Origin of the sequence: Noviherbaspirillum phoenicis, assembly GCF_047237965.1 — a bacterium.
Classification (GTDB): Bacteria; Pseudomonadota; Gammaproteobacteria; order Burkholderiales; family Burkholderiaceae_D; genus Noviherbaspirillum_A.
Window position 1 is genome coordinate 1491837 of record NZ_JBDFLX010000001.1, and the last position, 19150, is coordinate 1510986.

A 19150-nucleotide genomic window follows, 5' to 3' on the forward strand; every position below is an offset into this window, starting at 1 on the left:
TCCGCTTCGTCAGTCGTTGCGGATGACGATGTTGGGGAACTTGCCGGACATGTCCTTGGCCTTTTCCGCCACCTTCACCGCGATCTTGCGCGCAATCTCGCGGTAAATGGCAGCGACCTTGCCATCCGGGTCGGCCACCACGGTGGGCATGCCGCTATCGGTCTGCTCGCGGATAGACATCGTGAGCGGCAGCGCGCCGAGGAAGTCGACGCCATACTCGCCACACATCTTCTGCCCGCCGCCTTCGCCGAAGATGGCTTCGGCATGGCCGCAATTGCTGCAGATGTGCATGCTCATGTTTTCGACGATGCCGAGAATCGGGATGCCCACCTTCTCGAACATCTTCAGGCCCTTGCGCGCATCCAGCAGCGCAATGTCCTGCGGCGTGGTGACGATCACAGCGCCGGTGACGGGCACCTTTTGCGACAGCGTCAGCTGGATGTCGCCGGTGCCCGGCGGCATGTCGACGATCAGGTAGTCGAGCTCGTGCCAGTTGGTCTGCTCCAGCAATTGCTGCAAGGCCTGGGTAACGATGGGGCCGCGCCAGACCATGGGCTCGTCCGGGTCGATCATGAAACCGATGGACGACACCTGCAGGCCGTAGTTCTCCATCGGCTCCATGGTCTTGCCGTCGGTGGTCTCGGGACGGCCGGATATACCCATCATCATCGGCTGCGACGGTCCGTAGATATCGGCATCGAGAATGCCGACGCGCGCGCCCTCGGCCGACAGCGCCAGCGCCAGGTTGACCGCCGTGGTCGACTTGCCGACGCCGCCCTTGCCCGAGGCGACCGCAATGATGTTTTTCACATTCGACAACAGCTTCACGCCGCGCTGCGCGGTGTGCGCAACGATCTTGCTATAGGCATTGACGCTGACATTGCCGGCGCCGGGCACGGCGCGGATGGCGGCGATCACGGACTTGCGGATGCCATCGATCTGGCTCTTTGCCGGATAGCCCAGTTCGACATCCAGCGTCACATCGTCGCCTTCGACCTTGATGTTTTTTGCGGACTTGCCGCTGACCAGATCGCGGCCGGTGTTAGGGTCGATAACCTGCGTTAACGCGGTCTTGACTGCTTCTATCGTGATGCTCAATTCGTTCTCCTGGCTGGAATGGCGCAAGTCTAAACCAAACGGTCGTGCTGCGCTGCGCGTGTCGGGTGCGGATTATATTTCTTCGTGGGAAATGTTGCCGGGTGTGGCGGAACGGCACATCAAACCCGAAGAAGATGCCAATGTTTTTGGCGAGGCTGTTGATGGAATGGAACGGGAGTGGCGCTATCAGCAGCAAGCGCCAAATGCGTGTCAGATCTCCATTGAACCAATTCAAGGAAAACTGCTACAGACAGCAGGACGCTTCAGCAAGCGTTGCGTTCATATGCTGATCAGCGTGGAATTCCAGCTTAAGTCTCGACGAATATCTTTCGTTGATCTCAACACTCTTTTAAAAAGGCAAAATACCATGACGAAAAATTTTTCTTCCTTTGGCAACGAACTTTCATTGGGTGAACTGGCGACTATCGCAGCAGGCAAGGATGGAGAACTGTTTGCTGGCGAATATGAAAATTCAGGCAAGCAAGTTGGGAAGATGACCAGAACGGAACTCCTGAAATTCTATAAAACCCTAGATATCGGTTATTGCATTAGCGACGACGACGCCAACCTGCGCTTAGGTTTCTTGTCTATTTTCCCAGTGACTCTTCAAACAGAAGGCTGGTAACTCCCTGAATTAAACATGCGGCAGGACATGCCTCAAGATTTGACAGGGGCAGCACGTAGCCTGGGTTGAGCGCAGCGAAACCCGGGTGCAACCGCAACTGCAACAGCCGTGCAATACCCCTCCGGGGTATTGCACCCTAAGGGCCTCGAGAGTTCAGGCCCGATCCATCTCCTCCAGTATCTGCCCTCCCCCGTAGCTGCTTTGCCTCGGCGGCTCGCCACCAGGCGTTACCCTGATCGCGCAGTACTTGAACTCCGGGATCTTCGCGAACGGGTCCAGCGCGTCATTGGTCAGCGTGTTGATCGCCGCCTCGTAATAGCAGAACGGCACGAACACGGCGCCGCGCGGCGTGCCTTCATCGGCGCGGGCATAGAGCGACACCTGGCCTCGGCGTGAGGCAATGGTGATCACATCGCCCGCCGCGACGCCCAGCCCGGCCAGGTCCAGCGGATGCACCAGCGCCACCGGGTCCGGCTCCAGCGCGTCCAGCACCGCGGCGCGCCGCGTCATGCTGCCGGTGTGCCAGTGCTCCAGCTGGCGGCCTGTGATCAGCACATTCGGATACTCGGTGTCGGGCCGCTCGGCTGCGGGAATGATGTCGGCCGGGACGAACCGGGCGCGTCCGGTGGCGGTCGGGAACTGGTCCTGGAACACCACCGGCTCGCCGGGGTCGCCCTCTTTCATGCAGGGATAGATCACCGCGCCTTCATTGGCCAAGCGGTCCCAGGTGATGCCGGCAATGCTGGGCATGCTGCGCCGCATCTCGTCGAACACTTCCGACACATGGCCGTAATTCCACTGCAGGCCCAGCCGCTCCGCCAGCTGCTGGATGATCCACAGGTCCTGGCGCGCATCGCCTGGCGGGTTGATGGCCTGGCGGCCCATCTGCACCAGGCGGTCGGTGTTGGTGAAAGTGCCGGTCTTTTCCGGGAAAGCCGAAGCCGGCAGGATCACGTCGGCAAGATAGGCAGTCTCGGTCAGGAAGATGTCCTGCACCACCAGGTGGTCCAGCGCAGCCAGCGCTTCGCGCGCATGGTTGGCGTCGGGGTCGGACATGGCCGGGTTCTCGCCCATGATGTACATGCCGCGCACGCTGCCGGCCTTGATCGCCTTCATCACTTCCACCACGGTCAGGCCGGGCTGCGGGTCCAGCGGCTGGCCCCACAGCTTCTCGAAGCGCTCGCGCGCCTCGGCATTGTCCACGCGCTGGTAGTCGGGATACATCATCGGGATCAGGCCGGCGTCAGACGCGCCCTGCACATTGTTCTGCCCGCGCAGCGGATGCAGGCCGGTGCCTGGACGGCCGATCTGACCCGTCATCAGCGCCAGCGCAATCAGGCAGCGCGCATTGTCGGTGCCATGCACATGCTGCGACACGCCCATGCCCCACAAAATCATCGACGACTTCGAGGTCGCATACAGCCGCGCCACATAGCGCAGCGTCTCGGCATCGATGCCGCAGATCGGCGCCATCTTCTCCGGGCTGTATTCCGCCACGTTGGCCTTCAGCTCCTCGTAGCCTATCGTGCGGCTCTCGATGAAGGCCTGGTCCACCAGCCCTTCATCGACGATCACATGCATCATCGCATTGAGCATGGCGACGTCGGTATCGGGCTTGAACTGCATGTAGCGGTGTGCGAAGCGCGCCAGTTCCGAACGGCGCGGATCGCAGACAATGAGCTTGCTGCCGTTGGCCACCGCGTTCTTGATCCAGGTCGCCGCCACCGGGTGGTTCACGGTCGGGTTGGCGCCGATGATCACGATGACTTCAGCCTTGGTCACATCCATCACCGGATTGGACACCGCGCCCGAGCCTATGCCTTCGAGCAGCGCCACCACCGAGGAGGCATGGCACAAGCGGGTGCAGTGGTCGACGTTGTTGCTGCCAAAGCCGGTGCGCACCAGTTTCTGGAACAGGTAGGCTTCCTCGTTGCTGCCCTTGGCCGAACCGAAGCCGGCCAGCGCGCCCTTGCCATGGGTGTCGCGGATGTCGCGCAGGCGGCCGCCGGCAAAATCCAGCGCCTCTTCCCAGGTGGCTTCGCGGAACACTTCCATCACGCGGTCGGGGTCCATCGTGAAGTCGCCGGTCTTGGGCATGCCTTCGCGGCGAATCAGCGGCACGGTCAGGCGTTGCGGATGGCGCGCATAGTCGAAGCCATAGCGGCCCTTCACGCACAGCCGGCCATGGTTGGCGGGGCCGTCGCGGCCTTCCACGTACAGGATCTTGTCGTCCTTGACGTTATAGGTCAGCTGGCAACCCACACCGCAATACGGGCACACCGAGTCGACCTTCTTATCCGGCACCGCCAGGCCCGCTTCACGCGCCGGCATCAGCGCGCCGGTCGGGCAGGCCTGCACGCATTCGCCGCAGGACACGCAGGTGGAATTGCCCATCGGGTCGTCCATGTCGAAGACGATCTTTTCCATCTGGCCACGCAATGCCAGGCCGATCACGTCGTTCATCTGCTCGTCGCGGCAGGCGCGCACGCAGCGGGTGCACTGGATGCAGGCATCGAGGTTGACGGTAATGCCAGGGTGCGAATAATCGGGCGGCACGCTGGGGCGCGGCTCGAAGCGCGGCTTGCCGACCGCAAGCGCTTCGGCCCACTGGTCGACTTCATTGTGCAGCGTGTAATCGGCTTCCGGCATGTCCGACTGCAGCAGTTCCAGCACCATCTGCTGCGCCTTGACCGCGCGCTCGCTCTCGCTGCTGACCTGCATGCCGGCCGTCGGATGGCGGCAGCAGGACGGCGCCAGCGTGCGCTCGCCATTGATCTCGACCATGCAGGCGCGGCAGTTGCCGGCGGTGTCCATGCCGGGCTTGTAGCACAGGCGTGGAATCGACATGCCTTCGCGGTCGGCGATCTCGATGATGGTTTCGCTGGCCCGCCCCTGCACCGGGCGGCCATTCAGCGTGAACTCGACCACGGGCGCGTCGAGCTGGGCAATTTCATTACGGGTAATGGCATTCATGTTCAGTTCCCGGTCAGTTCATGGGGGAAGTAGCGGACCACGCAGTCCACCGGATTCGGCGCGGCCTGGCCCAGGCCGCAGATCGAGGCGTCGCGCATCACCTGCGACAGCTCCGCCAAGAGCGGCACATCCCATACCGGCTTCTCGATCAGCGTCAGCGCCTTGGCGGTGCCCACGCGGCACGGCGTGCACTGCCCGCACGACTCGTCCTTGAAAAAGCGCATCAGGTTGCGCGCCGCGCCCTTGGCGCTGTCGGCGTCCGACAGCACCACCACCGCCGCCGAGCCGATGAAGCAGCCATGCGGCTGCAGCGTGTCGAAGTCCAGCGGAATGTCGTTCATCGTCGCCGGCAGGATGCCGCCCGATGCGCCGCCCGGCAGATAGGCATAGAAGGCATGGCCCTGCTGCATGCCGCCGCAGTATTCGTCGATCAGCTCCTGGATCGTGATGCCCGCCGGCGCCAGCTTCACGCCCGGGTTCTTCACCCGGCCCGACACCGAGTACGAGCGCAGGCCCTTCCTGCCATGCCGGCCATGCGAGGCAAACCAGTCCGCGCCCTTTTCCAGGATGTCGCGCACCCAGTACAGCGTCTCGAAGTTGTGCTCCAGCGTGGGCCGGCCGAACAGGCCGACCTGGGCCACGTACGGCGGGCGCAGCCGCGGCATGCCGCGCTTGCCTTCGATGGACTCGATCATGGCCGACTCTTCGCCGCAGATATAGGCGCCGGCGCCGCGGCGCAGCTGGATGCGCGGCATGCCGGGCATCGGCGGCTGGGCCTGCAACGCCGCCAGCTCGCGCTGCAGCAGCGCGCGGCAGCCGTGATACTCGTCGCGCAGGTAGATGTAGATGTCCTCGATGCCCACTGCCCAGGCGGCAATGAGCATGCCTTCGAGGAAGCGGTGCGGATCGGTTTCGAGATAGACCCGGTCCTTGAAGGTGCCGGGCTCGCCCTCGTCGATGTTGACCGCCATCAGACGCGGGCCGGCCTCGGCGCGCACGATGCGCCACTTGCGCCCGGCCGGAAAGCCGGCGCCGCCCAGGCCGCGCAGGCCGGACGATTCCATCGTGGCCAGCACGCTGTCGACATCGCGCTCGCCGGAGAGGCACTGGCGCAGCAGCTGGTAGCCGCCCTGCTGCAGATAGCCGGCATGGTCGAGATAGCCGGATGCGGGCGTGTCAAGGACTTCGCCTGCCTGCACCGCAGCCTGCACGGTTTCGCATTGGGCCTGCGGAATCGGCTTCTGGCCGACCACGGCCACCGGCGCCTGCTCGCAGCGGCCGACGCAGGGCGCGGCCAGCACGCGCACGTCGGCGCCCAGGATGGCGGGCAGGCGCTCGATCAGTTCGCCGGCGCCGGCCAGTTCGCAGGCGATGCCGTCGCAGACGCGCACGGTCAGCGCGGCCGGGACATCCTCGCCTTCGCGCACGATGTCGAAATGATGATAGAAGCTGGCGACTTCATAGACCTCGGTCTGGGCCATGCGCAGTTCCTGGGCCAGCGCGGCGAGATGCTGGGTCGACAGGCAGCGGTAGCGGTCCTGGATCAGGTGCAGGCACTCGATCAGCAGGTCGCGCCGGCGCGGCATGTCGCCCAGGAGCGCCTGCACTTCGGACAAGGCCTGCGGATCGACCCGCCGGCCCTTGGGCGCCTGGCGCTTGCGTTCGCGGGTGGCGCCGACGGCCAGGATGGGAATGACGATCTGGTTCAAGATGTTCCTCGCATGGGATGGGTGGCGACAGCTTCTGGGGCTGCCTCTGCAGCGCCTTTATGTTTTCATGAACATAAAGACTTATGCATTTTTTAACCTATGTGCGCAAAATAGCACTGGCCCGCCGACATCGCAATAAGCTATATTAAGCCGAATGTACAAGGTCACCATCAGTCCCCAGTGGGAAATCAGCAGCGGCGCGGAGACACCGCTGGACACCGGCGCCCTCTTGCGGCTGCTGCGCGCCATCGATGAGACCGGCTCGATTGCCGAAGCCACACGCTCGGTCGGGCTGTCCTACCGTTATGCCTGGGGACTGTTGCGCGATGCCGAACGCATCTTCGGGCATAGCCTGATGCAGAGTGGCCGCGGCCGCGGCACGCGGCTGACGCCACTGGCCGAGAAACTGATCTGGGCCGACCGCCGCATTGCCGCCCGCCTTTCTCCCACGCTGGAAAGCCTGGCCTCGGAACTGGAAGCCGAACTGGCCAGGCTGGTCGGCGCGGACACGCAGGCGATCCGGCTCGATGCCAGCCACGGCTTTGCGGTGGCGGCTTTCCTGAACCACATCAACGCCGCCGGCCTGCCGATCGAACTGCGCTACCGCAACAGCAGCGACGCGGTGGCCGCGCTGGCGCGGCGCGAATGCGACCTGGCAGGCTTTCACGTGCCGCTCGGCGAGCATGAGCAGCAGGCCGCCGCGCGCTACCGGCAATGGCTGTCGCCGCGCTCCCATTGCCTGGTGCACCTGGCTACCCGGACCCAGGGCCTGATCGTGGCTGCCGGCAATCCGCTGGGCATTGCCGGCCTGGCCGACCTGGCCCGGCCGGGTGTGCGCTTCGTCAATCGCCAGGCCGGCTCCGGCACCCGCATGCTGCTGGAACTGATGCTGGCCGGCGCCGGCCTGAAGCCGGACGCCATCAACGGTTATGAGAATGCCGAATTCACCCACTCGGCGGTGGCCGCCTACATTGCCAGCGGCATGGCCGATGTCGGCTTCGGCGTGCAGACCGCGGCCCAGCGCTTCGGCCTGGGTTTCGTGCCGCTGCTGGCCGAACGCTACTTCCTGGCCGCGCGCAGCGCCTCGCTGGAAGAACCGTTGATGAAACAGGCGCTGGCTATCCTGCGCTCGGCGCCGTTTCGCACCGCCGTGGATGCGCTGGCCGGCTATGAAGCCAGCGACAGCGGCGCCATCCTGTCGCTGGGCGAGGCCTTCGGGCCGGCATTACAATAGCGCCCGCCCGGCGCCGCCAGCGGCTTATACCAATCCCAATCCATAACGTCCCAGATGGAACCGATGGATTTTTATGTCTGGCAAGACGGGTGAGGAGTCAACAGCCCAGCTATTGACGACGATCCCAACGCAGCCAGGCGGAAAAAGACACGGTTTCATGGGACGTTATGGGTTGGGGTTGGTATTAAACACCATGCAGCAAAGGACGAGAGAAGAATGGACACTGAACAGATTACCGGGCTGATCCTGGCCGGCGGACGCGGCAGCAGGATGGGCCACGTCGACAAGGGCCTGCAGAACTTCCGCGGCGCGCCGATGGCGCTGCACGTGATGATGCGGCTGCAGCCGCAGGTGGGCGAACTGATGATCAATGCCAACCAGAACCTGGGACCGTACGAGTCCTTCGGCCTGCCGGTCTGGCCGGATGAGATCCAGGGTTTCGAAGGGCCGCTGGCCGGCATGCATACCGGCCTGGTTCACTGCATGACCGACTACATGGTGACCGCGCCCTGCGATTCGCCCTTCCTGCCGACCGACCTGGTGGCGCGCCTGGCCGCAGGCCTGTCCGATGCCGATGCGGACCTGGCGGTGGCCGTCACCGAAGGCCAGGGCAAGCGCCAGGCGCACCCGGTGTTCTGCCTGATGAAAGCGTCGCTGCTGCAGCACCTGACCGAATACCTGCGCGGCGGCGGGCGCAAGATCGATGCCTGGTATGCATCGCTCAGGACCGCCGAAGTGCTGTTCGAGGACGAGGATGCGTTCCGCAACATCAACACGCTGGTGGAGCTGAAGCAGTACGAATGAGGTGAGTCGGAGAAGCGCCTTAACAGACGCCCTTGGCTGCCAGCACCGGCGGACAGAACTCGCCGACGATGCCTCTCGGTTCGGCAACCACCGGCAGGTTCTGCAGGGCGCCGACCTGCGACGGCAATTCCGACAGCGGCTGCGAGGCATGCAGTCCGCTCTGGCTGCAGGCGCCGAGCAAACTCGCCAATAGCAAGGGATAAGCCAGGCGGTGCATGCCGGCGCTCAGGAAACCTGCTGCAGGCCGCAGTCGCTGGCCGTGAAGCGTGCGGTACCCAGCGGGCGGCCGTCCTTGCTGCGATATTGATAGGAAATGGTGACGCCATGCTTGAGGAAGCCGCGCATTTCATTGCTTACGCACAGGCGCGCCTGCAGCGGCGGACGAACCAGTTTCAGGAACTCGGTGCGCTTGATGTCCCTGGATTCGACCGACGTCAGCGTGTAGTGATACGTCAGCTTGTGCCCGGGCTCGGAAGTGACCTGGTCGAGCCGCGTATCGGCGTCGAGCGTGATGGGCACATCGCGGTTCAGATGGGCGCTGACATTGGCCAGCGTCTGGTCGAGATTGCGGCCCTGGCCGCCGTCATTCCATCCGCCGCCCAGGCCGTCCATGAAGTTGTTGAATGGCCCGGCGTGGGCCAGGGTGCTTGCTGCGCATGCCAGGAAAATGGCCAGAACGCGGAATCTCATCTCCATCCCCCTTGTTAAAAGATGGCGAAATCTTACCCCGGCATGTGCCAAAAAGTTTCAATATTGTCCAGATTACTGAAGGAAACTTGATTTAACTTAAAGGTTGGCGCAACCCCGCCTCCAGCGCATACGGCCGGCTTTCCCCTTCGTCAGGCAGCCTCAGGCGCTATGGTGGCGCACCGGCAAACGGGCGCGCAGGCGCTCGATTTCCTGCTCCAGGGCATCGATGCGCTGCATCAGCCGCAACGCCAGCGCCAGGCCCGCGCGGTCGAGCTCGAAGTCATCGCGCAGCCGGCGCGCCAGCATCGCCACCGGCAACGCAGCCGCGGGAAAACTGAGGCTTTCCTGCGCCTGCTGCTGCGGCGGCTGCGGTTCCGTCTGCGCCGCCGACAGCGGCATCAGGGCGCCGCTTTCCATCAGCCATTGCACTTCCTCGCCAGTCAAGCCAGATGCTTCGATCAGGGTGAGGAAGCTGCAGGTCTGGCCCTCGGTGAGCCATACCGCTTCCATCGTCATGCCATCCATGCTCAGCCTTTCCGGGAAAAGTGACTGCGCGGATTGAATGCCGACACCTTGGCCAGCTCTTCGTACAGTTCACGCTCGCGCGCAGTCGGCGACGATGGCACCTCGATGCGCACCACCGCATACAGGTCGCCGTGGCCGCCATCGGCGGTTGGCAGGCCGCGGCGCGACAGCCGCAGCTGGCGCCCGCTGGCGGTGCCGGGCGCCACCTTCAGTTCCACCCGACCACGCAGGGTCGGCACCTCGACGCTGGCGCCCAGCACGGCTTCGGCCGGCGTCAGCGGCAGGTCGATATACAGGTCGCGGCCGCTGACCCGGTACAGCGGGTGCGGCTGCAGCCGGATCACGATGTAGAGGTCGCCGGGCGGACCGCCATTGCGGCCCGGCCCGCCCTTTCCGGCCAGGCGCAGCCGCTGGCCGTCGCCGGCGCCCTTGGGGATGCGCACGCGAAAGGTGCGGGGAACATGGTGCAGCAGGCCGCGCGCATCGTATTCCGGCAAATTGAAGCGCAGATCGACTTCGGCGCCCTCGCTCACCTGCTCAAGCGTTACCGGCGCGGCTGCTTCGGCATCCTGCCCGCGCTGCGCCCGCCGCCCGCCGCGCCCGCCGCGCGCGGAAGCGAAGGCGGCCAGCAGGTCGGCCAGGTCGACATCGGAAAAATTTTCGCCGGAGCCGAAGCCCTGGCCCCAGTCGGGCGGCGGCTCGAAGCTTTCGCCGGCGGGCCGGCGGCCCAGCTCGTCATAGGCGGCGCGCTTCTCCGGGTCTTTCAGGGTGGCATAGGCTTCCTGCACTTCCTTGAACTTGGCCTCGCCTTCGGGGTCCTTGGAAATGTCCGGATGATACTGGTGCGCCAGTTTCCGGTAAGCCTTCTTGATCTGCTCGGGTGTGGCATCGCGTTCCACGCCGAGGGCGGCGTAATAGTCCTTGTATTTCATCCGCAGTGTTTTCCTCTGCCCGGTGGCATCCATCGCCGGGCTACGGGTCGCCCGCTTACCGGCCGGTTCGCACAGGTTCGGCGATACGTGGCGAACAAGCCTTGATCAAGCACAAATTTTTTATTGGCGATGAGAAAGCGGCTTGAGGAAGGCGCGGGAATCGATTGGACAGGCGGGTTCGACGACCCGGCCTGTGTTTGCCTTATCGACGCCCGGCATCGGGCGGGCAATGCTCAGGGCCGGGGTGCGGGGCTGTCCGGCAGGTGGTAGGCGTCGGCCACGTAGGCATGGCCTTTCATGACCATCACGATGGCGCACAGGATGGCCGCCTGCATCACGACCATCCAGTTGAACAGGATGGCGCCGGTGGCAAGATAGCGCGACATCTCCACTTTGCGCGCCATGCCCTCGCCGCTGTCGAGCGTGAACAGATGCAGAAGGAGAATGTAGACGGCCGGCAGCATCGTGCCCAGGGCCAGCACGCCGGGCAGCGCGCGCCAGATGCGGCGCTCCAGGCCGGGCGGCGCGGTTCTGGAATTTGGTAGACGGTTGAACAGATTCATGGCCTGGCCCCGACGACGCGAATGGATGTCGCAGCATAGCCCCATTGCCATTGCTCATGCAGTCGGACAGCCGGCCAAGCTGGTGTAGGACTCCACGAACCGGCGGCGCCTGCCCGGCTTGCCCGGGCAGGCGCCGTTGCCGCTTATTGCATGCGGATCACGCCACAGGCAACGCGCTTGCCGGAGTTGCCGGCCGGCTGGCTCGCCAGGTCGTCCGGATCGGCATGGATCACCAGCGCCTTGCCGGCGATGGTGTTGCTGGCAAGCTTGCTCATGCCGAAGCGGGCGGTATCCAGAGTCACATCGAGGGTGGCGTCGCCGTTGGCATCGGCGGTGAGATTGCCGAGGTCGCCGCCATGATGTTTTGCGCTGCCCGGCGCGCCGTGCGGCTCGCCGGTGGGGTTGTAATGGCCGCCTGCGCTCATGGCATCGGGCGCGCTGCAGTCGCCCTTCTCATGGATATGAATGCCGTGCTGGCCGGGCGTGAGGCCCTTGAAATGGCCATCCACCAGGATCTTGCCGCTGCGCTCAACGAAGGTGATGGTACCGCTGGCGGTATTGCCCTGGGTCGGACTCAGGTCGGCCACCGCGATCGGCACGGGCGGCAGAAAGGCACACCCGGACAGCGCCGCAAGCGAAAGGGAGGCGGCCAGCATGGCGGTTCGTTTCATCGGGATTCCTTTGGATTATTGTCAGATGCAGAACATTAACCGATCTGGAAAGCATCTGTCGATTCCGCAGGCTGCCGCGCATGGATTGACTGCGCCTGCGCAGCCCGGTCGCGGTCCGCGCAGCGCAGGCAGGCCGGCAGCTTGTTATGGACGTCGGTGGCGGCAACCGCCGCCTGTCCGGTCGACACGCTGATCTGGTTGATGCCCACGACCACATCGCCGATCGCATACAGGCCATCGACCGCGGTGCGCTGGTGTATGTCGACGATCAGGTCGCCGCAATCGCCCAGTTCCGCGCCCAAATCAGCGGCCAGCCGCGACCGCGCGTTTTCACCGAGCATCGGGTACAGCACGTCGAAGGCATGCTGCTGGCCATCGGCGGTATGCACCAGCGGCGTGCGGCTGTCCTGGGTCGACACATCCAGCGCCGGCGTCTCCAGCCAGGCCACGCCCGCCTCGCGCAGCTGGACCTTTTCCTCCTCGTCCAGCGGCGGTGCATCCTGCGGCAGCAGCAGCGTGATGTCGGCGCTGAAGGTGCGCATGAAGCGGGCATGCGCCACCCGGTTGTCCTGGCCGCAGACGATGGCGATGCGGCGGTCGGTGACATCGTAGCCGTCGCAAATCGGGCAGAGCCGGATCGCGCCATGCTTGACCGCGGCGCGCCAGTTTTCTGTCGGAAGGCCGATGTCGACGATGCCGGTGGCCATGATCACCTTGTGTGCCCGCACCCGGCCGCCGTTCCAGTCGGCATAGAAGCTCTTCCCGTCGCGCCCGACGCAGGTGACTTCGCCCTGCGTGACTTCGCCGCCCGCGGCCCTGAGCTGGTCGCGCAGGCTCTGCAGCAGGGCCGTGCCCTGGACGCCCTCCGGGAAGCCGGGATAGTTATGGCTTACCGGAATCAGCGATAGCCGGCTCTCGCCCTTGTCGATCAGCATGATGTTGCGGTGAAAGCGCCGCAGGTAGATGGCGGCCGTCAGCCCGCCCGGGCCGCCGCCGATGATCAGACAGTCCAGCACAGGTATCTCGTCCGGCGGATTCAGTGCATTGCCCATATCGTTTCCGACATTCATTGATTCTCCCTTGTGCTGCGTGGCGCCACATGCGTCGTTTGGCTTGGTATGAACTCGCCGTAGGGCGGTCCGGGCCAGCGCGGGCGCATGTCAAAGCGTTTTAGGCAAAGTGGTGCAGACGCAAGTTCCATGAAAAGCGTGCGGTCATGGGCATTATCAATCATGCATGAAACAGACGCCTGCCCTCCACCTTGCGCTCGCACAAGCCGGAGGTATAGTAGCGGCTCGATACAGTGCGCCTCCTGTACCGCATTCCTTCATGTCAACGCGCCTGGCTGCGCCCTCAATCCGGAACTCATCATGGACCAAACATCAAGCAAGGAAGACCAGCTGCGCGACGCAGCCCTCGAATACCACCGCAGCCCGACCCGCGGCAAGATATCGGTCACGCCGACCAAGGCGCTGTCGAACCAGCGCGACCTGTCTCTTGCCTACTCGCCCGGCGTTGCCTATGCCTGCGAGGCGATTGCCGCCACGCCAGCCATGGCCGCCGAATACACCTCGCGCGCCAACCTGGTGGCGGTGATCACCAACGGCACCGCGGTGCTCGGGCTGGGCAATATCGGCCCGCTGGCGTCCAAGCCGGTCATGGAAGGCAAGGGTTGCCTGTTCAAGAAATTCGCCGGCGTCGACGTGTTCGATATCGAACTGGCCGAGCATGATCCCGACAAGCTGGTGGACGCGATCGCGATGCTGGAACCGACGGTAGGCGGCATCAACCTGGAGGACATCAAGGCGCCGGAGTGCTTCTACATCGAGAAGAAGCTGCGCGAGCGCCTGAACATCCCGGTCTTCCACGACGACCAGCACGGCACCGCCATCATCTCCGCCGCAGCCCTGCTGAACTGGCTGAAGGTGGTGGGCAAGCAGATCGGCGACGTGAAGATGGCCGTGTCGGGCGCGGGCGCCGCCGCGATCGCCTGCCTGGACATCATGGTCAGCATGGGCGTCGAGCGTAAAAACATCTTCGTGGCCGACTCCAAGGGCGTGATCTACGAAGGCCGCGAAGCCAGCATGGAAGCCAACAAAGCCCGTTATGCGCAGGACACCAGCGCCCGGGTGCTGGCCGACATCGTCAAGGGCGCCGATGTCTTCCTGGGCTGCTCCACCGCCGGCGTGCTGACCGGCGACATGGTCAAGACCATGGGCGAGCGTCCGCTGATCCTGGCGCTGGCCAACCCGGAGCCGGAAATCCGCCCCGAAGTCGCCAAGGCCGCGCGGCCCGACTGCATCATCGCCACCGGCCGTTCGGACTATCCGAACCAGGTCAACAACGTGCTGTGCTTCCCCTACATCTTCCGCGGCGCGCTCGATTGCGGCGCCACCAAGATCACCGAGGAAATGAAGCTGGCCTGCGTGCGCGCGATCGCCGACCTGGCCGAAGCCGAGACCAACGACGCGGTGGCGGCCGCCTATGCCGGCCAGGACCTGACCTTCGGCCCCGACTACCTGATCCCCACGCCCTTCGACCAGCGCTTGATCGAGCGCATCGCGCCTGCGGTGGCCAAGGCCGCGGCCGAGTCCGGCGTGGCGACCCGCCCGATCGCCGACATGGAGGCCTACCGCCAGCAGCTGAGCCAGCTGGTCTATCACACCGGCCTGATCATGAAGCCGGTGTTCTCGGCCGCCAGGAGCGCGCCGCGGCGCGTGGTCTATACCGAAGGCGAGCAGGAGAATGTGCTGCGCGCGGTGCAGACCGTGGTCGACGAGGGACTGGCCCGGCCCATCCTGATCGGCCGTCCGCACGTGATCCAGATGCGCATCGAGAAGGCCGGCCTGCGCCTGAAGCCCGGCGCCGACTTCGAGCTGATCAACCCTGAAGACGATCCGCGCTACCGCGCCTACCACGAGGCCTACCACGGCCTGCGCGGCCGCGACGGCGTCACGCCCGACATGGCCAAGTCCGCGCTGCGCCGCTCCAATACCCTGATCGGCGCGATGCTGATGCACATGGGCGATGCCGACGCCATGCTGTGCGGCACGGTGGGCCGCTTCGAGCATCACCTGGAACATGTGCAGGACGTGATCGGCCTGGCGCCGGGCGCCAGCACCTTCGCCGCGATGAACGCGCTGATGCTGGACAAGTTCACGCTCTTCATCACCGACACCTACGTCAACGACGACCCGAGCGCCGAGCAGCTGGCCGAGATCACCCAGCTGGCCGCGGAGGAAGTGCGCCGCTTCGGCCTGCAGCCCAAGGTGGCGATGCTGTCACACTCGATGTTCGGCTCGTCGAACCGCCCTTCCGCCAGGAAGATGCGCACCGCCCATGACCTGGTGGCGAAGGCAGCGCCCGAACTGGAACTGGAAGGCGAAATGCAGGGCGACGCGGCCTTGTCCGAGGACGTGCGGCGTCACTACCTGCCCGGCACCAGCCTGGCCGGCGGCGCCAACCTGCTGGTGATGCCCACCCTGGACGCGGCCAACATCGCCTTCAACCTGCTGAAGATCACCGGCGGCCAGGGCGTGACGGTCGGTCCCATCCTGCTGGGCGCGGCCAAGCCGGTGCATATCCTGACGCCAAATGCCACGTCGAGGAGGATCGTGAACATGACGGCAGTTGCCGTGGCCGGGGCGAATGCCAGGGTGGAGAGGACCAGGCAAGGTTGAGTTAAACGAAGAAGCAGGCGTATCAAACCTAGCCTGGGTTGAGCGTAGCGAGACCCGGGCAATTCAAGCGAACCATCAGGAATGCACCCGGCAAAACCGGGAAGGCCATGCCTGATATCGTCTCTCCGCTGCAAAAAACGTCTTCATCGTTGCTGTGCCGAACCGGGCCGCAACCTGACTGGCTGATTAAATCAGGCTTCCGTACAGTGCCTTGCGTGCATGACATGGAGGCAGGCATGTGCCTGTTTCGCTTGCTATGGGTTTGTCTGGTAGCCAGCCGCACCGCCCGCTTCTTCAATAGCCAATGTCACGTCCGGATTAGCAAGAACATATCCAGCGCGGTCCAGGTCAATTGCATCTTCCATCCGGGATAAGGCAATCGTTGCGACAACGTTGCCGCAAAAGTTTGTGAATGCGCGCGCCTCGGAAATGAACCGGTCTACACCCAGCAGCAAGATCATCGCTTCAACGGGGACCTTGCCTGCGACGGTAGCAAGCGTAGCCGCAAGGGTGATGAAGCCACCACCAGTCACCGTTGCCGATCCCTTTGACGTTAGCAGCAGGACACCGAAAATCGTCAGTTGATCAAGCCAGGTGAGATGGATATCAAGCGCCTGGGACATGAAGGCAATTGCCATCGTGTAGTAGATGCAGGCACCGTCCAGATTCATCGCATAGCTCATCGGAAGTACCAGACCAACAACGGCTTTTCTGCATCCGAGTTGCTGCAGCTTGTGAACCAGCGCCGGCAGTACTGCTTCATTTGATGCACAGCCGAATACGATCAGCGCTTCATCCTTGAAGTACTTCAGGATTGCCCACAATGAGAAGCCGCACAGACGAGTGATGCTTCCCAGAATCACCACAATAAAAATGGCGCAGGTCAGATAGAAGCATGCCATCAGCAACCCAAGGCTCGTCAGTGAGCCGATACCGAATTTTCCAATAGTGAACGCCATCGCACCGAATGCCCCTACCGGCGCACATTGCATGACGATTCCAATGATCCTGAAAAGAGGAACCGTCATCCATTCAAGAACCTCAACGAGTTTCTTGCCGGCGTCCCCGCTTAAGGCCAATGCGAACCCCACGATGATCGCCAGGAATACGACCTGCAGCATTTCACCCTTGTAGAACGGCTCGATCAGTGACGTTGGGACGATGTTGATGAGAAATTCAATAATGGAAAATGGCTTTCCGGCGGCTTTGTAGGAGGCAACGGCGCTGGTATCGATCAAAGCCAGGTCCACATTCATTCCACTTCCGGGCTTGAAGATCAACCCGACCGCCATTCCCGTCACCATCGCAAGAAATGTGACGATTTCAAAATACATGATTGCTTTAAATCCCAGGCGGCCTAACTTGATTGCATTGCCGCTACGGCCTTTGGCGATACCCACCGCAACGGTGACAAAGATAACCGGGGCCACCATCATCTTGACCAGCCGTATGAACAGGTCGCCAAGTGGCTTGAATTTGACAGAAAGATCAGGCGCAAGATGGCCTAGCATGATGCCGAATGTGATCGCCAACAGCACCTGGACATAGAGCTTTTTTGTCTGTTTGAGATGCATTTATCTGTCGCCTTCAAGACTCTTTATCGTTGATATGGAAATGAGCAGCGGCACTCAGCCGTATCAATTGACCGACTCGCTCATTTTTCAAAACCGAAGTCCCATACTGGGAAGTCCTCTGAAAAAGCGCGCTTGAGCGTGCGCCAGCCCATTAGGTAACAAGCAAATTGTGGAAAGCCATTGGTAGATGGCTATGTGGACGTTGACGCGCTCCGTGGGCAGGCAAGCAAACCCGGACATGGAATAGGCTCGGCGATCCATCGACTATTGCGCAGGCCATTGCCATGCGATTGGCGCTGGCAAGGATTCGGTGCAGCAAGCGCAGACGGGATCGGGCGCAACGAAACCGGGTCAAGCAAAACAGGCGCACCCGGCCTCGCTTGATCAGGATTTTGTTTTCTTTTTGCAACTTATCACGATGAATTCTGCGCAATCCACCATAAAGTATTTCTTGGACCGAACCCCTGAATTTACCAATTCAATCCTAGACAAATCTCCATTTGACCTAGACAATCTGTCGAGCAGAGTTTTGTTGACCATAAATTCTCCGACCCCCGATGACTTCGAAACCGACCACCTTCAGTGAAGCCGGCTTATCGATTGCATTTGTCAGGCCTGGCGCCGGCGAGAGCAGAAACAATGCCCCTTCAGTGCAAAGGTATTATGGATTCCGCCACCGTTTGAGCCTCGCAAAAGGTAACGAGCCGTATAGAGTAACGCGGGACCAGCAGCTTGAGTTAATCAGTGTGCTGCCCTATTCCGGCACGCGTCGCGGCACGAGGGTTGCCATGGCCATGCCCCGTTTCAAGCCTTGTTGGCGTAGTACAGCACTGCTAAACGCTTCTTTTTGTCCAGGACATGCAGTGCGGCGTTGTTGCGACACCGCTCAGATGGAATTGCCTTGGGTCATATATTGGCCCTACCCGCGTGACGTGCGGCATAGCCATTCACTGCGCCATTACCACTGCGGCACGGTCTGAACCTTGAGCTCTGAAACACGCAACTTTTATCAACCTTGGATAAGGGAGGTGAGAAGGCAATCGACATCCTAAGGCTTTGACATCCACCTACAACCCATTAACTGATTTCAGTTCTCTGGAGGACGATCATGCTGCGCTGGATCACAGGACTTATAAGTGTTTTGCTGTTTGCTGTCACGGCCGGCTGCGGAGGCAGTGATGACCATCCCAAAAATGTCGTACAGGTAGCCCAGAGCGACAGCCGTTTCAGCATTCTGGTCGAAGCAGTTCAGGCTGCTGGACTGACCGATACCCTGGCCGCACCCGGCCCGACCACCGTATTTGCGCCCACCAACGATGCATTTGCAGCGCTGCTTGGGGAACTGGGGGTAAGCAAGGAACAATTGCTGGCCAACAAGACGTTGTTGACCGCGGTGCTCCAATACCATGTCGTGGCCGGGCAAGTCCCGAGCAGCGCGGTTCCGCTGAACAAGGCCGTGAATCCCGTCGGTGGCGGATTTTTCAAAATCGACAAAGTCGGCGACGGTCTGGTGATTACGGATGGGCGCAATCGGACGAGCAAAATTGTCCAGGCTGATATCGCCGCCTCCAACGGTGTCATTCATGCCATCGACAAGGTGCTTCTGCCTGCAAACAGGAACGTCGTGCAAACGGCAGTTGCCACTCCTGACTTCAGCATCCTGGTTGAAGCGGTTACAGCCGCAGGACTGGTTGAAACCCTCAGCGCGCCAGGGCCTTATACAGTTTTTGCGCCAACCAACGCCGCATTTGCATCGCTGTTAACCGAGTTGGGCCTCACCAAGGAGCAACTGCTGGCGAACAAGCCTCTGCTGACAAAAGTGCTGACCTACCACGTGGTTCCGGGCCTGGTGCTCAAGAGCGGCGTGCCAATCAATACGCCGATCAAGACCGTCGAGGGTGAGACATTCACGGTCAGTCCGGCGTTGGCCATCCTGGATCAGCGTGGAAGGCAGTCGAACATTGTCGCCACGGACGTGCTTGCCTCGAATGGCATTATTCACGTGTTGGACAAGGTGATTCTGCCCGCACCGTAAGCGGATCTGCGGTGGACGGTCAATGGCCGTCCACCGC

At 62.7% G+C, this 19150-nt stretch carries 16 protein-coding genes; 5 read left to right on the forward strand and 11 right to left on the reverse strand.

The window, feature by feature from the left end:
• Positions 1-9: 9 nt before the first annotated feature.
• Entirely contained in the window at positions 10-1098 is a 1089-nt protein-coding gene (apbC, locus tag ABC383_RS06740) for an iron-sulfur cluster carrier protein ApbC (protein WP_413012589.1), read from the reverse strand.
• On the opposite strand from apbC, the gene ABC383_RS06745 reads away from it, so the two are divergent.
• The gene (locus ABC383_RS06745; protein WP_413012590.1) at positions 1088-1723 is read left to right on the forward strand and encodes a hypothetical protein; all 636 of its coding nucleotides are present in this window, start codon (positions 1088-1090) and stop codon (positions 1721-1723) included. The two genes, apbC and ABC383_RS06745, sit on opposite strands and share 11 nt — an antisense overlap.
• 153 nt (positions 1724-1876) lie before the next feature.
• Here the strand turns inward: ABC383_RS06745 and fdhF are convergent, their stop codons facing one another.
• Together fdhF and ABC383_RS06755 are read right to left on the reverse strand one after the other, a co-directional pair.
• Positions 1877-4696, reverse strand: a complete 2820-nt coding sequence (gene fdhF, locus ABC383_RS06750) for a formate dehydrogenase subunit alpha (RefSeq protein WP_413012591.1) — start codon at positions 4694-4696, stop codon at positions 1877-1879.
• A gap of 2 nt (positions 4697-4698) precedes the next feature.
• On the reverse strand, positions 4699-6405 hold the full coding sequence (locus ABC383_RS06755) for an NAD(P)H-dependent oxidoreductase subunit E (protein ID WP_413012592.1): 1707 nt from the start codon (positions 6403-6405) through the stop codon (positions 4699-4701).
• A gap of 154 nt (positions 6406-6559) precedes the next feature.
• Here ABC383_RS06755 and ABC383_RS06760 point away from each other — a divergent pair, with 154 nt between their 5' ends.
• Together ABC383_RS06760 and mobA are read left to right on the forward strand one after the other, a co-directional pair.
• Positions 6560-7639 carry a substrate-binding domain-containing protein gene (locus tag ABC383_RS06760; protein WP_413012593.1) on the forward strand — a complete coding sequence of 360 codons (1080 nt, stop codon included), beginning with the start codon at positions 6560-6562 and terminating at the stop codon, positions 7637-7639.
• A gap of 216 nt (positions 7640-7855) precedes the next feature.
• The gene (gene mobA, locus ABC383_RS06765) at positions 7856-8443 is read left to right on the forward strand and encodes a molybdenum cofactor guanylyltransferase MobA (RefSeq protein ID WP_413012594.1); all 588 of its coding nucleotides are present in this window, start codon (positions 7856-7858) and stop codon (positions 8441-8443) included.
• Between the two features lie 19 nt (positions 8444-8462).
• Here the strand turns inward: mobA and ABC383_RS06770 are convergent, their stop codons facing one another.
• The 7 genes from ABC383_RS06770 to ABC383_RS06800 all read right to left on the reverse strand — a co-directional run bounded on the left by ABC383_RS06770 (position 8463) and on the right by ABC383_RS06800 (position 12876).
• Positions 8463-8660: a hypothetical protein gene (locus tag ABC383_RS06770; protein ID WP_413012595.1), complete on the reverse strand. Its 198-nt coding sequence runs from the start codon at positions 8658-8660 to the stop codon at positions 8463-8465.
• Positions 8661-8668: 8 nt separating this feature from the next.
• A complete protein-coding gene (locus ABC383_RS06775; protein WP_413012596.1) occupies positions 8669-9133 on the reverse strand; it encodes a PA3611 family quorum-sensing-regulated virulence factor in 465 nt (154 codons plus the stop codon).
• 159 nt (positions 9134-9292) lie between these two features.
• The gene (locus ABC383_RS06780; RefSeq protein ID WP_413012597.1) at positions 9293-9658 is read right to left on the reverse strand and encodes a chaperone modulator CbpM; all 366 of its coding nucleotides are present in this window, start codon (positions 9656-9658) and stop codon (positions 9293-9295) included.
• A 2-nt stretch (positions 9659-9660) separates the two neighbouring features.
• The gene (locus ABC383_RS06785) at positions 9661-10590 is read right to left on the reverse strand and encodes a DnaJ C-terminal domain-containing protein (RefSeq protein ID WP_413012598.1); all 930 of its coding nucleotides are present in this window, start codon (positions 10588-10590) and stop codon (positions 9661-9663) included.
• A gap of 233 nt (positions 10591-10823) precedes the next feature.
• Complete coding sequence (locus tag ABC383_RS06790) at positions 10824-11153, reverse strand: hypothetical protein (protein WP_413012599.1); 330 nt, start codon at positions 11151-11153, stop codon at positions 10824-10826.
• Between the two features lie 143 nt (positions 11154-11296).
• Positions 11297-11824: a superoxide dismutase family protein gene (locus tag ABC383_RS06795; RefSeq protein ID WP_413012600.1), complete on the reverse strand. Its 528-nt coding sequence runs from the start codon at positions 11822-11824 to the stop codon at positions 11297-11299.
• A 35-nt stretch (positions 11825-11859) separates the two neighbouring features.
• Entirely contained in the window at positions 11860-12876 is a 1017-nt protein-coding gene (locus ABC383_RS06800; RefSeq protein WP_413012601.1) for an NAD(P)/FAD-dependent oxidoreductase, read from the reverse strand.
• A gap of 318 nt (positions 12877-13194) precedes the next feature.
• On the opposite strand from ABC383_RS06800, the gene ABC383_RS06805 reads away from it, so the two are divergent.
• Positions 13195-15504, forward strand: a complete 2310-nt coding sequence (locus tag ABC383_RS06805; protein WP_413012602.1) for an NADP-dependent malic enzyme — start codon at positions 13195-13197, stop codon at positions 15502-15504.
• A gap of 254 nt (positions 15505-15758) precedes the next feature.
• Here ABC383_RS06805 and dctA read toward each other — a convergent pair whose 3' ends face one another.
• Positions 15759-17078 (reverse strand): C4-dicarboxylate transporter DctA, encoded by a 1320-nt coding sequence (dctA, locus tag ABC383_RS06810; protein WP_413012603.1) that lies wholly within the window; start codon positions 17076-17078, stop codon positions 15759-15761.
• A 1108-nt stretch (positions 17079-18186) separates the two neighbouring features.
• On the opposite strand from dctA, the gene ABC383_RS06815 reads away from it, so the two are divergent.
• Positions 18187-19113 (forward strand): fasciclin domain-containing protein, encoded by a 927-nt coding sequence (locus tag ABC383_RS06815; RefSeq protein WP_413012604.1) that lies wholly within the window; start codon positions 18187-18189, stop codon positions 19111-19113.
• Positions 19114-19150: the final 37 nt, after the last annotated feature.